Raw genomic sequence first — 14,999 nt, forward strand, 5'->3', positions numbered from 1 at the left:
GCAACAGGGCATTTTCACTATTTTTGAGACATCAAAAATCTACGTCGTTTTTCTTCTAGACAACCCTTTCCTCACCACCCGTTTGCCCCATGGTGGAAAGAACCCTATACGAAATATTTTAGACAGATGTCTAAGACATCTTAAGCTTCATGCACTTTTCAAAATGGAGGTGTAAGCTGATTGTTTACAGGAATTGTTGAAGAAATTGGAACCGTTCAAGCGATAAAGAAAGGTTCTTCTTCAATGCAATTGGTAATTAAGTGCACCCATATACTTTCGGACGTGAAAAAAGGAGACAGTATTTCCGTTAATGGAGTATGTCTTACCGTCTCGGATTTCTCAACAACGCAATTTGCAGCAGACGTAATGCCTGAGACTTTCATGGCGACTACGCTTTACACTTTGAAATCCGGGAACCGTGTAAATCTGGAACGTGCCATGTCCGCAAATGGTCGTTTTGGCGGCCATTTTGTGACGGGTCATGTCGATGGCATCGGTGAAATTGTTGCAGTCAGAACGGTCGAAAATGCAATTTATATGGACATTCAATTAGCTTCAGAATTCCAGTCGCATCTTGTCCCGAAAGGTTCCATAACGGTTGACGGCACCTCTTTGACCGTTTTCGGCATTTCGGATCAAGGGTTTACGATATCCCTTATTCCAGTAACTCAAGCTGATTCGATAGTTGGTTATAAGCGTGTCGGGGATTTAGTCAACGTGGAATGTGACATCCTTGCAAAGTATTTAGAGCGAATTGTATCCAGGAAAAAAACCGAACCGTCCGGCGGGTTGACGCTGGATGCACTCGCCAGAAGCGGATTTTTAGAATGAGGGGTGAAGACATGTTTACAACGGTTGAAATAGCACTCGAAGAATTGAAGAAAGGGAAAGCGATCATTGTCGTGGATGATGAAAGTCGTGAAAATGAAGGTGACTTTGTTGCACTCGCTGATTATGCGACTCCGGATATGATCAATTTCATGGCTAAAGAAGGCCGCGGCTTAATTTGCACCCCCATTGAACAACAGATGGCGGACCGATTAGGATTAGCGCCAATGACAAATACGAATACCGATGTCCATGGGACAGCATTCACGGTCAGTATTGACCATTCATCTTGCCATACAGGTATTTCAGCATTTGAACGCTCGGAAACGATCTTAAAAATGATAGATAGAGACTCAAAGTCTTCTGACTTCAGAAGGCCTGGCCATATTTTCCCGTTAGTCGCGAAATCGGGCGGCGTATTGGAGCGCCCAGGACATACGGAAGCTGCAGTCGACCTTGCCCGTCTTGCAGGGATGACTCCAGCGGGTGTCATTTGTGAAATCATGAATGATGATGGAACAATGGCCCGAGGACAAAAGCTACTGGAAATTGCAAAGCAACACGAACTCGTCATTTTAACAATCAAACAGTTGATTGCATACCGCAAGCGAATTGAAACGCTTGTTGAAAAGGTTGTCACAATTCATTTACCTACTTCGTATGGAGATTTCACAGCGACAACATATGTAGAAAAATTGACTGGACAGGAACATATCGCTTTAGTGAAAGGTCAAATCAGTGAAACCGAGTCTCCTATCGTCAGGATTCATTCGGAATGCCTGACAGGTGACGTATTCGGATCCTGCCGGTGTGACTGTGGACCACAGCTGCAGGCAGCGCTTGCCCAGATTGAGGAAGCCGGGACAGGGGTCCTTGTCTATATGCGCCAGGAGGGCCGCGGAATCGGTCTTGTCAATAAAATGAAAGCTTATAAACTTCAGGAACAAGGATATGATACAGTCGAGGCAAATACCCGCTTAGGTTTCGGGGATGATTTACGGGAGTATTTCATTAGCGCACAAATCCTTTCTGATCTAGGATGCACCCGAATACAATTGCTGACGAATAATCCACGTAAAATCGAAGGCCTATCAGAACATGGCATTACGATAGAGAATCGGATCCCTATCGAACTTCCTGCTAAAGATGGCAATCGATTCTATATGGAGACGAAAAGGACGAAACTAGGGCATCTATTGCATAACTGAGGAGGAAATACGAATGAGTATGACATACGAAGGACATTTAATTGGTACAGGACTTAAAATCGGCATCGTCGTTTCCCGGTTCAATGATTTCATTTCAGGGAAGCTACTCGGTGGAGCTGAGGATGCATTGCGCCGCCACGGAGTTGACACCGATGATATCGAAATCGCATGGGTCCCCGGCGCTTTTGAAATTCCGATCATCGCAAAACGGATGGCGGCTTCAAAGAAATATGATGCCGTCATTACATTAGGCACTGTCATTAGAGGGTCTACCCCCCACTTCGACTATGTATGTAATGAAGTCGCAAAAGGAGTTGCCGCCATCAATATGACAGAAGGGATACCAGTCATTTTTGGCGTATTGACGACAGACTCAATTGAACAAGCGATTGAACGTGCCGGGACGAAAGCAGGAAATAAAGGATGGGACGTAGGAGTCTCCGCGATTGAAATGGCAAATCTCATGAAACAGTTATAAGGAAAGAAAAAAGCAAGTCCCTTGTTGGGATTTGCTTTTTTTATCGTACTGATTAAACACCCATTTTCCGGCTCGATTGTGTTACTTTCTTCGACTGTTGGCTCTTCATTTTCGGAGTTTGTTGAATTGGATTACCATTTGTTTTTGCTGACTGCGTCTTATTTTTCTTTGCTTCTAGCTGTTGTTTGACTGCATCTTTCAAGCTGATTTTCCCTTTATCCCCTGATTGTTTGTTCGTTTCCATTTTGGTCATCTCCCTCCCCTATTGTCCGTTAGTAAATTTTAGCACTCCTGATGAATGATTGTCTATATAGAAAATACGCTGAATCGGCAAAGTTAAAGTACTGCCTTGCTTCCCCTTCTTCGCAGTACTAGCCAAATGACCGAAAATATGATGAAAGCCACCGCTTCCAGTGACAATATATACCATGGGTAAGGACCTAAAAAATCAAGCAAGCTGCCATTGTGGGGTTTCATTCGAAGAAACATATAATTCCCATCAAAGAGCCAGTTTACAGCTAGAATAAACGGTACAATCGCATTGATGATCAACATTGTTTTCATGACACCTTTAAACGTAGGTTCATACCCTTTCACCCATACGAAATAAAGCCCCGTTACTATAATTCCCGCATGTGTATAGAAAAAATGGAAAAAGCGGAAATGAGGAAAACTCATGTCAAGAACAGGTGTTGCCATTGCTTGGAGAGCGCCACCGATGCCAGCGAAAATGACAAAATCGATCAAGTGCCGATTACCGGTCAATAGCAGCACAATTGAGACAAATAGAGAGATGCTACATAATTCTAGCGGCAGTGAGTCATCCAATCCCCAACGTCCAGTCGAAATGAGCCATATATGATACGAGATATCCATCGCCAATAAAGAGAGCGCAAAATAACGTTCAGCCATATTCAATCTATGAACACACTCTCGCAATCTCTTCCGTTGCATAAAAAGAAGAATAACGATAATAACGATGAATGAAAGAACAGAAAGATGTACTAACGAAAACATAACGAACTGAGAATCTGTTCTGCCGGCCTCCATTGCCATTCCCCATTCCTACGTACAATGATTACCTCGAATTATAACATTGGTTAGTTAGAATAAGAAGAATGCGGTGTTCTGGTATACGGAGCTTCCATCTCATCGATGATTTTTCCTTGATTGAGAAATAAAATACGATCCCCTAATTTTTCAGCTTCTTCCCTATCATGCGTCACAACGATGAACGGAATCTTCCACATTTCATGAAGGCGGATCAGTTCATTTTGGCAATCGATGCGCGTTTGTTTATCCAAAGCGGAAAGAGGCTCATCCAATAACAGGATGGATGGCTCCGATGCCAATGCTCGCGCAAGAGCAACTCGTTGTTTTTCACCGCCGGATATTTGGTGTGGATATTTCACTAAAAGTTGCTGGATACCTAACACTTGCAGGAGTTGACCAATGACAAAGGAACGGTGCTCGTCCTTCCTCTTCATGCCGTACTGGATGTTCTGCTCAACCGTCATATGCGGGAACAAAGCATACTCTTGGAATAACATGCCTACATTCCTTGCCTGGACTGACATGGATTCTTTTTTGCCACTGTAAAACTCCTTTTCCCCCAATTTGATCGATCCTTCGTCTGGCGTTGTCAATCCAGCAATCGTATGTAAAATCGTCGTTTTGCCGGAACCGGATGGCCCGAACAAGACAAGGATTTCATCTCCCATACTGAAATCGACTTCAAGATCATAATGGGATAACCGCTTTTTTATATCCACTTCCAACATAAAATCACCTACTTCGGTTTTCATTCGTATAGCGCAGCATGTTTCGTCGGCTCCACCAATTGAGCCACAAGATTGTACTGAAGCCCAATGCGACGATGATGACAACCCAAAACACAGCTTTCTCCATTTGTCCCGATTCAACAGCGAAATAGATAGACATCGGAATCGTATCGGTCTTTCCAGGTATATAGCCTGCAATCATAAGGGTGGCTCCGAATTCTCCGAGCCCTCTTGCAAATGATAAGACGAGACCGGCGAGCAGACCTGGCCATGCCAGCGGGAAACTAATGGTCCTGAATACACGCCATTCTGATGCTCCCAATGTTCGGGCGGCATTTTCGATCCGGTCGTCCATGCTGTTGAATGCCGCTGCAGCACTTTGGTACATCAGTGGGAAGGAGACGACAATGGAAGCGATGACTGCGCCGAGCCAAGTGAAAACAATTTGGACATCGAACCACTCGAGCAGCCACTTTCCGATCCAACCATGTTTGCCGAATAGAAGCAGCAAGGCGAAGCCAACTACAGTAGGCGGCAAGACGAGAGGCAACATGAAGATGGCCTCGATCACCGATTTACCGAAGAATTGTTTTCTTGCAAAAACGCGTGCAAAAAAGACACCGAAAATGAATACGACCATAGTGGAAATGGCCGCCACTTTTAAGGAAAGCAATAAGGGTGAATAATCCATGTCCGTCGCTCCCTCCTCTTCTGCTTATTTGAAGCCATACTTCTGCAATACCGCTCTTCCCTTTTCCCCTGATAGGAGTTCTAGGAATTCCTGTGATTCGGATGGGTGATCGGAATCGCTCACAACTGCTCCCGGATAGATGATGTTTGAATGCCAAGTGGGATCGGCTACTGCCACGACAGTCACTTTATCTGAGGTCCATGCATCACTTGCATATACAATGCCATAATCTGCATTCCCCATTTCAACATGCGTCAACACTTGCCTTACGTCCGACCCCATGACAAGTTTGTCTTGTAGAGGTGTCCATAATTGCAGATTCTCCAGAACTTCTTTCGCATATCTTCCTGCCGGGACAGTATCCGGCTCTCCCATGGAAATATGATCTGACTTATCGGTACCAAGCTGTTCGTATGATGAAACGGGATTCTGAACTACATTATTCGTAATTAACACAAGAGAGTTTTCTGTGAAATCCACGATTGTCGACTCATTGATTAGCCCCTGCTCCTTCAACCTTTCCATGTCATCCGAACTTGCTGAAAGAAAAATATCAGCGGGGGCGCCTTGCTCAATCTGAGTTGCAAGCTTTCGAGAACTTCCGAAATTCAAAGTGATGAAAACGTCATCGTGCTCATCTTCATATACATTTTTCAATTCGGTCAAAGCATCTGTCAAACTGGCGGCTGCTGAAATTGCAATCTCCTTTTTCTCCATACCCTCCTCTCCTTTATTTGCACACCCTAACGGAATGGCAGCAATGGCGAGAAGTAGCATCGTTTTTATAAACTTTTTCAAATTACTCCTCCTTTCACTCGTTACTATTAGATATATTCATATATAACACAATATAACAGGATATATCTACTTATAACTAATTATACTTTCCTATTATTGATTATATCTAGTTATATCTGAATATATTGCTTTTTACTTCAATTTAAGAGAAAATAGAAATAAGAATCTGACAGGAGGTTACTTATGACCGGAAATAAGGAATCGTCGTATACGACCGAGGAAATCGCGGATCTTTTGAAAGTCTCCAAACTGACCGTCTATGATCTTATAAAAAAAGGAGATATTCGTGCATACCGGGTAGGACGGCAAATGCGTGTCGATTCAGAAGACCTGGAAGCTTACAAGGATAAATCGAAAAGTTGCGGGAATCTTGTCAAACAGGAAAAAACGGCTTCAGAGACAACACCTGAACTACCGATTCAAAGGACTGAACCAACTCCACCACCTCAACCGTATCAGCCAGCATCACAAAGGAAACTGATCATAAGTGGACAGGACATCAGCCTGGACCTGCTTGCAAATGCAATTGGAAGAAGCGGTGCTAGTTACCGTCCACTACGTTCGTACACAGGCAGTTTGAACAGCTTGATTGCAATGTATGAAGGGGAAGCAGACATTGTCAGTACCCATCTATTCGATGGGGATACGGGAATGTACAATATCCCCTATATTAAAAGGATTCTTACCGGTCATGAATTCGTAGTCATCAATTTGCTATCGAGGTCGGCTGGCCTATTCGTACAAAAGAACAATCCGAAAAATATACGGACGTGGGCGGATTTCAGCAATCCCTCCATCAAAATGGTCAATCGGGAAATAGGGTCAGGCGCGAGAGTGTTGTTAGATGAAAAGTTGCGGTTGGAAGGCATACTTCCCCGATACGTCGAAGGTTATCATATAGAGGAACTGAACCATATCTCCGTCGCCAGCAAAGTGGCATCCGGATTTGCGGATGTCGGTGTCGGTATTGAAAAAGCTGCGGCAATGGTAGGCGTAGACTTCATCCCGCTCGTCCAGGAACGGTACGACCTCGTTATGTACAAGGCTCCCGAGAATGAATTCTTACGTGATTCTATCTTATCCATCCTTCGCTCACCCGCATTTCAAAATGAAATCGGAGCGTTAGGAGGCTACGATCTTTCATTAACTGGGACAATCATGTATGAGACGGATTAGGTTAAGGGCACATCGATATAGAATCGGGTGCCTTTTTCAATAAAATATAAGTTTACATAATAATATTATCAAACAAAAAATGAACGCCCATATCGGACGTTCATTTCATTTATACTTGTACATCTTCATAATGCATAGCGCGATCCGGTTCGTACTTGTTATACCTGATCTTCAGCAACTTGAACATATGCGTTAAAACCACCTTCAATAAGGCGTAACCAGGTATGCCTAGAACGACCCCTGCCACCCCGAATAGAGATCCTGCAGTCAGTAAAACAAAAATGATTGTAATCGGATGGATTTTTAATGACTTCCCCATTATTTGCGGGGATATGAATTTCCCATCGACCAATTGAACAATCGTCCAGACGGCGGCAAGCTTCACAAGCATTAAAGGCGATGTGACGATGGCAATGATGACTGCTGGCGTAATTGCAATAAGTGGACCCAAGTACGGAACGACGCTCGTGAACATCGCGAGTGCGCCTAATAATAGTGCATATTTCATGCCAATGATTTGAAAACCGATCGATACCATAATTCCGATGCTTATGGCGACAAGGATTTGACCTTGGATATAAGCACTGATCTGATGATCTGCATCATTGAGAATCACTTCCGCATCATCCCGGAGGCGTGGCGGCAACATTTTCTTAATCATCTGTGGAAGCTTATCCCCATCCTTCAAAAGATAGAAAAGGATGAATGGAACAGTCACAATCGCAAGAATGAAACCGGTCAATGCTGAAATGAATGAGGTGATCCCGGAAGCGATTCCGCCAACTGCATCTGTAATGAATTCACCAATGTTCCCTTTCCCGTTGTCGAGAAAACTGTTGATGTTTATATCCATTTCTTTATAATACGCTGAAAAAATGGAGGTCCGCAAAAATGTGTCAACATTGATGAGCATTTGATTGAAATACGTAGGAAACTCTTCAATCAAGTTAGCGAATTGCATCTTTAGAAAAGGAAAAACTAGAAAAACCAATAAAGTAATCAAACCGATAAGACCGACGAATATGATGAATATCCCCCAAACTCTCGGAATCTTTATCCGTTCAAAAAAACGGAGTATAGGTCGCAGCAAATAATAGGCAATTGTTGCAAGGATTATTGGCAGTACGACAGTTGAAAAGAATACTCTTATCGGGTAAAAGACGAAATCCACTTTGCTGAATACTAAAATAATCAGGCCAATCAACAAGATTGATAGGAGCACGAACATTGTGGCTCGTCCTCCTAGGAAACGAATAATCCGCGGTGTTCCATCATTCAGTTCTTTGCGCGCTGTCGACCTAATTTCTTCGTAATCCATTGACTCCCCCACTTTCCATCACTCAAGTTCTAAATCAAGAAAGGCTGCAAGTGCCTCTTTATTCTTTTCAACATCAAGCTCGATAACCGATCCAGCATGTGCATATGAGTTGAACCGATACGTGCCTTCAACAGGAATCGTCATCGTTTCCAAATCGGCTTTGCCCTTCACCAAAAGGGTGAATGCTTTTGAAATTTCGTCCTTTGTCGTTAAATCGGTCTCAATGAAGCCGGATAATGCACCGGATAATTTCGGAACATGAAGAAGCATTCCAGGACTCATCGCCTCATCTTTAACTGCGTTCATTACTTCCTGCTGCCTTGTCACCCTGCCGAAATCCCCCTGTGCATCGGCGCGGAAGCGGGCATATCCAAGCAGTTCCTTGCCATTCAAGCGCTGTTCGCCGGGCATGAGTGTGACTCCGATCTTTTCGGACATCTCTTTTTGGACATTAATTTTTATTCCACTTGGAAACGCAATATCGATGATCGACTCGAAATTGTCAAAATCCACAATGGCATAATGATGAATCGGGATGCCGAACATGCCTGTAATTGTATCCTTAACGGTCTGTACCCCGTTCAAGTAATAGGCCGTATTAAGTTTATAGGATTGATATCCAGGAATATCTGCATAAATATCCCGCATGAATGAAACGATGCGGATCGACCCTTCTTGTTTATTCCAAGAAAGGACCATCATCGTGTCCGTGCGCGACTTTCCGCTCCCATCATCGTCAATGCCTAACAACAGGTAATTCTCGACGGAGGGGTTCTGTGGATCGATAACATCACCACGGAAAGGGCCTGGGTCAATGATATTCCCTTTCGCCAATGACTTCCCTTCCTTATATTGAAAGTATGAATAAAGCCCTGTCACGATGAAAGCGATGAACAGGATCGTGAAGAATAACCTGCCTATCCGTAGCTTTCTTCTCCTTCTTCTTCTTGGCACCGGGCCTTCGTACTGGTCTTCGTTCAAGTTTAATTCCTCCAAATTGTAAAGTCACGTATGGGACGATTGGTGAGTGCCAATGGTTGCGTATGTATATGGATAGTATACCATGTGAGGGCTATAAGATAATGCCACGGAATCTGGTCATTTCCCCATGCAAGTAGTGAAGCGAAGCATAATCTATATTGAAGGTGGTGGTATAAATGGGTCGTGAATACGGTGGCGGGGGCGGAAACAGTTACGGTTCTTCCTTTGCTTTGATTGTTGTGCTTTTTATCCTGTTAATCATTATTGGCGCAAGCTTTGTCTATTAATTCATAATACAATAAAGCACAACCACTCATTGGCACTTCGAGAGAAGGTTGCATTCCGGTCTTGGATGACCCGTATGCAGCCTTTCTTTCGTGTGCTACAATTTAGATTATACATTGAAAGGGGTTGTAGACGATGACATGTGAAGGAATCGAAAAAGCGGTATTCGCCGGAGGTTGTTTTTGGTGCATGGTGAAGCCATTTAAGGAATGGGATGGCATTGTTGACGTCGTTTCGGGCTATATGGGTGGGCACGTTGAAAACCCTACTTATGAAGACGTGAAAAAAGGGGACTCGGGACACTTGGAAGTCGTCGAGATCACTTATGATCCTTCTATATTTACATATGAAAAACTTCTTGAATTGTATTGGCCCCAAATCGATCCGACAGACGCGGGCGGACAGTTCCACGACCGTGGACATTCGTATACGACAGCCATCTTTTATTACAACGAGGAACAAAGGAAAGCTGCGGAGAAGTCGAAAAAAGAGCTCGCCAATAGCGGCAGGTTCGCGAAGCCAATCGTGACAGATATTCGTCCAGCGGAGACATTCTACCGTGCAGAAGAATATCACCAGGACTACCATGAGAAAGAGCAGCAACATTATGAAGAGGACCGTGCTAAATCAGGACGGGACGATTTCATATCAGAATACTGGAAATGAGTGATTCAAAAAACAGGTAAAGGATTTTAATCCTTCACCTCAGACTGTAGGGAACAGGATGGAAATCGAATTGATTTCCATTCCTTTTGTCTTCTTAGACGCATTAATGCAAAAACGTTAGATTGACGCGACGTTGATTTCCGTTCCGGGCGGACGCTTTCCGGGGGCTTGCCCTCAGCCTCCTCGGATGTGCTCCCAACGCTATCGCTTTTGGTCGCAAAAGCCGTTCTTCATTACGGCTTTTCCTGCGGGTCTTCACGCTGCGCTGATTCCCCAGGAGTCGCCGCCCTGCACTCCAATCAACTGGAAATCCTTTAAGACAGGGGTATCATTTCAGTCTCCATAGCCGGCGCTCCCCATGTCCAACTAGCCAGCTTCTTAAGATTTAAGGCGGAAAAGTCAGCATCGCCTGCATTGACATTTTTTTAAAGTCCCCTTAGGGTTATCCATCGCGTGCCATGATTCTTTTTGGCATTGGCAAAGACACGTTCAATCGTCTCTTTACGCTTCCCGTATATTTCTTTGATTTCATGATTGTGACGAGGCATACTGACGGTATCCTTCCTTCGTGGTTGTTCGATAGCCTGTAGCCTCTTCTCATAAGCCCGCGTCTTTTTACGAAGATCCTTCTTCTCAAACTTACTCTTATTCGCACTGGCTTTCACATGGGTAGAATCAATGAAATATGATACGGCTGAGAAGCCCACGGTTTGCCACCTCGTTTAGAACATTATAGAAGATCCGCTCGAACAGATCAGTATCTGCAAAACGACGGGCATATTTCTTCCTGAACGTGGAGATGTGAGGAACCTCAGTATGAAAGCCGAAGCCTTGGAACCAGCGATATGCCACGTTCGTTTCTATTTCCTTGATTGTCTGACGCATGGAGCGGATACCAAAGGTATATTGAATGAATGTCATCTAGATGAGTACTACAGGATCTATGCTAGGTCTTCCAATTGTTGAGTAAAGGTCTTCAACTAATTGATAGATGAAGGAAGAATCAATGGCCGCATCCAGTTTACGCACCAGATGGTCTTGAGGAACCAACTGCTCTATGGTCAGCATTTCCAACTGTTCGCGTTCATTAATTTGATTCTTCGTCATCATATCCATCACTTCATTCATTTAATAGGAAACACCGTTGATTGGAGCGGAGAGCGGCGACTCCAGCGGGAACAGCGCGAGCTGAAGACCCTGGACTGAGCGCAGCGAGGGAAGCGGCTGAAGCCGTGCCCGCGGAAAGCGTCCGCTCGCAGCGGAAATCAACATTGTTAGCTTTATCTCTATTTTAAAAGAAAAAAGACCGAAGGCAAACACCGAAATTTTTGATGTTTGTCTACAGTCTGACTGGTGAAGGATTTAATCCTTCACCTGTTTTCAATCCCTACTCCACTTTCTGCTCACGGTCACCAATCATAAACGTCAAGATCATCATAGTTACAAACAAGCCCATGAAAATCATCAATGTATATTGATGCTCGCCAGTCCAATCGTATATCAATGCAATCAATAACGGCAAAAACCCTGCGATTAGATAGCCGCCCGTCTGCATCATTGCGGTCCATTCATTTGTATCCTCCGCTGTTTCGGTCGCATCCAATGGAAATAATAACGCAATTGGGAATAGACCAGCCAGAGGAATCGCCATGAGAATGGAACTCACCCACATAAGCGTGCGATCTCCCGTCCAAAACAAAACGAATGCAAGTAATCCCATTGTTAAAAACACAAACAGCCAGAATCTCCTTTTCGGAAAACGTTCATAAACGATTGGAAAGAGGAGATTCAAAAAGATTTGCAACGTCATCATTACACTTAATAGAGTGCTCGCTTGCACGAGTGACATTCCGGCATCTGTTGCTAGTGGAACAATCCACGTAATGATACCAAAGAAACTTGACGCTTGTAAGCCGAAAAAGAGCAAGTATAGCCATGCTTTTCTCTGTCGCCATGGTGACAAGGCGTCCACTTTCCTCTTTTCCCCCTTCTCCCTTACCTCCTCCATAAGACTACTATCCCCTTTTACTGAAAGTCTCCAGAAGAAAATTGCCGCAACCGATAGAACAGCCCAGATGCCGAGTGCAAACGGGTATGAGCCGGTGGATTCGAAGAAAATGGCGGTAAGTCCTGCTCCTAATGAAGAGCCAACTCCCATACCGAATGAATAGACACCGATTACACTCGTCGCCCGTTCCGGAAAACTCTGTTTGATCATCGCAGAGAGAAGTGGGCCCATGACGGCAATTGCAATCCCTATAATTATTGCAGATAGGAGCAACGAAGCATAATTAGAATATAATCCCCTCATCGCCGTCATTAAACCAATGACAAACAGCATGAGATACATTGAACGTGTCAATCCCAGCTTGCGATTCAGAAGAGGTGCCAAAGACGCAAACAGGCCCATGCAAAATACCGGTAAAGCCGTCAAGAGACTCACTTTTGCGTTTGTCAAAGATAGATCATCCCGAATGATATCGAGCATCGGACCAATTGATGTTATGGCTGGCCTCATATTGACCGCAACGATAAAAATCGTAATGATAAGTAAGATGGTGTTATGTTTCAAAGAACGTTGTGACATTACAAAACTCCTTATACTATGTTGATTGCGAACTTGTGTTCCTTCCCTTTTTCAACTATACTAAGTAGTGAAAGGAAAGATGTACCATGAAACTTCTCCATTGGGAATATACTCGTAAGTATCAAGTAAAATGTAGATTTGATGAGTTCCCCCATACTGTTTTTATTTTCCGCAAAGTGAAGGACTATTATTTTCTGTTCTCCATGTCCGGATTGGATAAGCATGCCGTTGCAACAAAAAAGGATTATGTGCGAATGGAATATTTATTGAATAAAGAGCTATGTCTATTGGACGCGTATCGGCAACGAAGCGTATTCAAATGTTGATCCCCCCAATACGGGGGTTTTTTTGTGGAAATGAATCGGAGGTAGAAGGGAAAAACACTCATGCAGGAAAATGTACATTACAATCATACACGATATGAACTGAAAAAGTATGAAAAGCGGATCGAACCCATACCACTCGATGCAGAATCCGTGTTATAATAGGAGCATTGTGAATTTAGGAGGATTTTTATGATAGCAGTTAGTAATGTTAGTCTTCAATTCGGTGACCGTAAACTGTTTGAAGATGTGAATATACAGTTCAACCCTGGTCATTGTTATGGATTGATCGGTGCAAACGGAGCCGGAAAATCAACATTCCTTAAAATTTTATCAGGCGAACTTGAACCTCAAACAGGCAACGTCATCATGAACAAGGATGAGCGTTTGGCAGTCCTTAAGCAGAACCATTTCGAATATGAGGAAAACGAAGTGCTTGATACGGTCATCAGAGGACATCAACGTCTTTATGATATTATGACCGAGAAAAATGCTATTTACATGAAAGAAGATTTTTCAGATGAAGATGGCATGCGCGCAGCTGAACTTGAAGGTGAATTCGCTGAATTGAATGGTTGGGAGGCTGAATCGGAAGCCGCAATCCTTCTTCAAGGTTTGGGCATTCCTGAAAGTCTCCATCATGTTAAATTGGCTGAGCTGAGCGGTTCGGAAAAGGTTAAAGTACTTCTTGCACAAGCGTTATTCGGTAAACCGGATGTCTTGCTGCTGGATGAGCCAACGAACCACTTGGACTTGAAAGCCATCCAATGGCTGGAAGAATTCCTAATTAACTTTGAGAACACTGTCATCGTTGTTTCCCATGACCGTCATTTCCTTAATAAGGTTTGTACTCAAATCGCGGACCTCGACTTCTCAAAAATCCAACTGTATCCAGGAAACTATGATTTCTGGTACGAATCCAGCCAATTGGCATTAAGAATGGCACAAGACCAGAACAAGAAAAAAGAAGAAAAGATTAAAGAATTACAAGCTTTCGTCGCCCGTTTCAGTGCAAACGCGTCAAAATCGAAACAAGCTACATCCCGTAAAAAAGCACTTGAAAAGATTGAATTAGATGACATTAAACCTTCATCACGCAGATATCCATTCGTCAACTTCCAAATCGGACGTGAAATCGGTAATGATGTGCTAAGCGTTAAAGACCTGTCCAAAACACAAGACGGCAAAGTCATGCTAAAAGATGTTACATTTACGATGAATAAAGAGGACAAGATCATCCTGTTAGGCAACCCGCTAGCTAAAACAGCATTGTTGGAAATCCTTGCCGAAGAAGCTGAACCGGACGCAGGGACATTCAAATGGGGCGTAACGACTTCCCGTTCCTACTTCCCTCTTGATAATAACGAGTACTTCCAAGGATCTGAAACATCATTAGTTGAATGGCTGCGCCAATATTCACCTGAAGATCAGACGGAAACGTTTTTACGCGGTTTCCTTGGCCGGATGCTTTTCTCCGGTGAAGAAGTTAAAAAGAAACCATCCGTATTATCAGGGGGAGAAAAAGTACGTTGCATGCTTTCCAAAATGATGTTGAATAATGCTAACGTCCTTCTGCTAGATGAGCCGATGAACCACTTGGATTTGGAGTCGATTCAGGCATTGAATAACGGCTTGATCGCTTTTAAAGGCGCTATGATCTTTACTTCCCATGACCAGCAATTCATTCAGACGGTAGCTAATCGAATTATTGAAATCCGTGAAGACGGAACGATTCTCGATAAAATGATGCAGTATGATGAATATTTGGAATGGAGAGACCAGCAATCTGTCTCCAATTAATACGTAAACCGTTTTCCTTTAATGGAAAACGGTTTTTTGGTTTTGAAAATCTGACATCGGTAATGGATATATATAAGGA

General features: G+C 43.6%; 16 protein-coding genes and 1 pseudogene. 8 read left to right on the forward strand and 9 right to left on the reverse strand.

Annotation, left to right across the window (positions count from 1 at the left end):
• Nucleotides 1–180 precede the first annotated feature (180 nt).
• Genes ribE (OC538_RS02285) through ribE (OC538_RS02295) form a run of 3 tightly spaced genes read left to right on the forward strand, consistent with a single transcriptional unit; the run spans nucleotide 181 to nucleotide 2,514 of the window.
• Nucleotides 181–831 (forward strand): riboflavin synthase, encoded by a 651-nt coding sequence (gene ribE / locus OC538_RS02285; RefSeq protein ID WP_262173078.1) that lies wholly within the window; start codon nucleotides 181–183, stop codon nucleotides 829–831.
• Between the two features lie 11 nt (nucleotides 832–842).
• A complete protein-coding gene (locus OC538_RS02290) occupies nucleotides 843–2,036 on the forward strand; it encodes a bifunctional 3,4-dihydroxy-2-butanone-4-phosphate synthase/GTP cyclohydrolase II (RefSeq protein WP_251694571.1) in 1,194 nt (397 codons plus the stop codon).
• A gap of 13 nt (nucleotides 2,037–2,049) precedes the next feature.
• On the forward strand, nucleotides 2,050–2,514 hold the full coding sequence (ribE, locus tag OC538_RS02295) for a 6,7-dimethyl-8-ribityllumazine synthase (protein WP_285846986.1): 465 nt from the start codon (nucleotides 2,050–2,052) through the stop codon (nucleotides 2,512–2,514).
• A 52-nt stretch (nucleotides 2,515–2,566) separates the two neighbouring features.
• On the opposite strand, the gene OC538_RS02300 is transcribed toward ribE (OC538_RS02295), so the two are convergent.
• From OC538_RS02300 to modA, 5 genes are all read right to left on the reverse strand, one after another.
• Nucleotides 2,567–2,758: a hypothetical protein gene (locus tag OC538_RS02300; RefSeq protein ID WP_251694570.1), complete on the reverse strand. Its 192-nt coding sequence runs from the start codon at nucleotides 2,756–2,758 to the stop codon at nucleotides 2,567–2,569.
• 92 nt (nucleotides 2,759–2,850) lie between these two features.
• Nucleotides 2,851–3,564, reverse strand: coding sequence for a TIGR02206 family membrane protein (locus tag OC538_RS02305; RefSeq protein ID WP_262173079.1), 714 nt, complete (start codon nucleotides 3,562–3,564; stop codon nucleotides 2,851–2,853).
• 50 nt (nucleotides 3,565–3,614) lie between these two features.
• Nucleotides 3,615–4,295, reverse strand: coding sequence for an ABC transporter ATP-binding protein (locus tag OC538_RS02310; protein WP_251694568.1), 681 nt, complete (start codon nucleotides 4,293–4,295; stop codon nucleotides 3,615–3,617).
• Between the two features lie 4 nt (nucleotides 4,296–4,299).
• On the reverse strand, nucleotides 4,300–4,986 hold the full coding sequence (gene modB, locus OC538_RS02315) for a molybdate ABC transporter permease subunit (protein ID WP_251694567.1): 687 nt from the start codon (nucleotides 4,984–4,986) through the stop codon (nucleotides 4,300–4,302).
• 24 nt (nucleotides 4,987–5,010) lie between these two features.
• Nucleotides 5,011–5,784 carry a molybdate ABC transporter substrate-binding protein gene (modA, locus tag OC538_RS02320; RefSeq protein ID WP_251694566.1) on the reverse strand — a complete coding sequence of 258 codons (774 nt, stop codon included), beginning with the start codon at nucleotides 5,782–5,784 and terminating at the stop codon, nucleotides 5,011–5,013.
• A gap of 183 nt (nucleotides 5,785–5,967) precedes the next feature.
• Between modA and OC538_RS02325 the strand changes: the two genes are divergently transcribed.
• Nucleotides 5,968–6,960 carry a helix-turn-helix transcriptional regulator gene (locus OC538_RS02325; RefSeq protein ID WP_262173080.1) on the forward strand — a complete coding sequence of 331 codons (993 nt, stop codon included), beginning with the start codon at nucleotides 5,968–5,970 and terminating at the stop codon, nucleotides 6,958–6,960.
• Nucleotides 6,961–7,069: 109 nt separating this feature from the next.
• On the opposite strand, the gene OC538_RS02330 is transcribed toward OC538_RS02325, so the two are convergent.
• Both OC538_RS02330 and OC538_RS02335 read right to left on the reverse strand, forming a co-directional pair.
• Nucleotides 7,070–8,278 carry an AI-2E family transporter gene (locus tag OC538_RS02330; protein ID WP_251694564.1) on the reverse strand — a complete coding sequence of 403 codons (1,209 nt, stop codon included), beginning with the start codon at nucleotides 8,276–8,278 and terminating at the stop codon, nucleotides 7,070–7,072.
• 18 nt (nucleotides 8,279–8,296) lie between these two features.
• Nucleotides 8,297–9,259 (reverse strand): LCP family protein, encoded by a 963-nt coding sequence (locus tag OC538_RS02335; RefSeq protein WP_251694563.1) that lies wholly within the window; start codon nucleotides 9,257–9,259, stop codon nucleotides 8,297–8,299.
• A 176-nt stretch (nucleotides 9,260–9,435) separates the two neighbouring features.
• On the opposite strand from OC538_RS02335, the gene OC538_RS02340 reads away from it, so the two are divergent.
• Together OC538_RS02340 and msrA are read left to right on the forward strand one after the other, a co-directional pair.
• Nucleotides 9,436–9,546, forward strand: a complete 111-nt coding sequence (locus tag OC538_RS02340; protein WP_251694562.1) for a YjcZ family sporulation protein — start codon at nucleotides 9,436–9,438, stop codon at nucleotides 9,544–9,546.
• Between the two features lie 133 nt (nucleotides 9,547–9,679).
• Entirely contained in the window at nucleotides 9,680–10,210 is a 531-nt protein-coding gene (msrA, locus tag OC538_RS02345) for a peptide-methionine (S)-S-oxide reductase MsrA (protein WP_251694561.1), read from the forward strand.
• A gap of 314 nt (nucleotides 10,211–10,524) precedes the next feature.
• On the opposite strand, the pseudogene OC538_RS02350 reads toward msrA, so the two are convergent.
• Nucleotides 10,525–11,320 (reverse strand): annotated as a pseudogene (locus OC538_RS02350) (transposase).
• A 38-nt stretch (nucleotides 11,321–11,358) separates the two neighbouring features.
• Between OC538_RS02350 and OC538_RS02355 the strand changes: the two are divergent.
• Nucleotides 11,359–11,505: a hypothetical protein gene (locus OC538_RS02355; protein ID WP_184211497.1), complete on the forward strand. Its 147-nt coding sequence runs from the start codon at nucleotides 11,359–11,361 to the stop codon at nucleotides 11,503–11,505.
• A gap of 92 nt (nucleotides 11,506–11,597) precedes the next feature.
• On the opposite strand, the gene OC538_RS02360 is transcribed toward OC538_RS02355, so the two are convergent.
• Nucleotides 11,598–12,797 carry a CynX/NimT family MFS transporter gene (locus tag OC538_RS02360; RefSeq protein WP_251694560.1) on the reverse strand — a complete coding sequence of 400 codons (1,200 nt, stop codon included), beginning with the start codon at nucleotides 12,795–12,797 and terminating at the stop codon, nucleotides 11,598–11,600.
• Between the two features lie 515 nt (nucleotides 12,798–13,312).
• On the opposite strand from OC538_RS02360, the gene OC538_RS02365 reads away from it, so the two are divergent.
• Nucleotides 13,313–14,920 carry an ABC-F family ATP-binding cassette domain-containing protein gene (locus tag OC538_RS02365; protein WP_251694559.1) on the forward strand — a complete coding sequence of 536 codons (1,608 nt, stop codon included), beginning with the start codon at nucleotides 13,313–13,315 and terminating at the stop codon, nucleotides 14,918–14,920.
• Nucleotides 14,921–14,999: the final 79 nt, after the last annotated feature.

Source organism: Saccharococcus sp. Marseille-Q5394 (assembly GCF_946901335.1).
In the GTDB taxonomy this organism is placed as follows: Bacteria; Bacillota; Bacilli; order Bacillales_A; family Planococcaceae; genus Sporosarcina; species Sporosarcina luteola_C.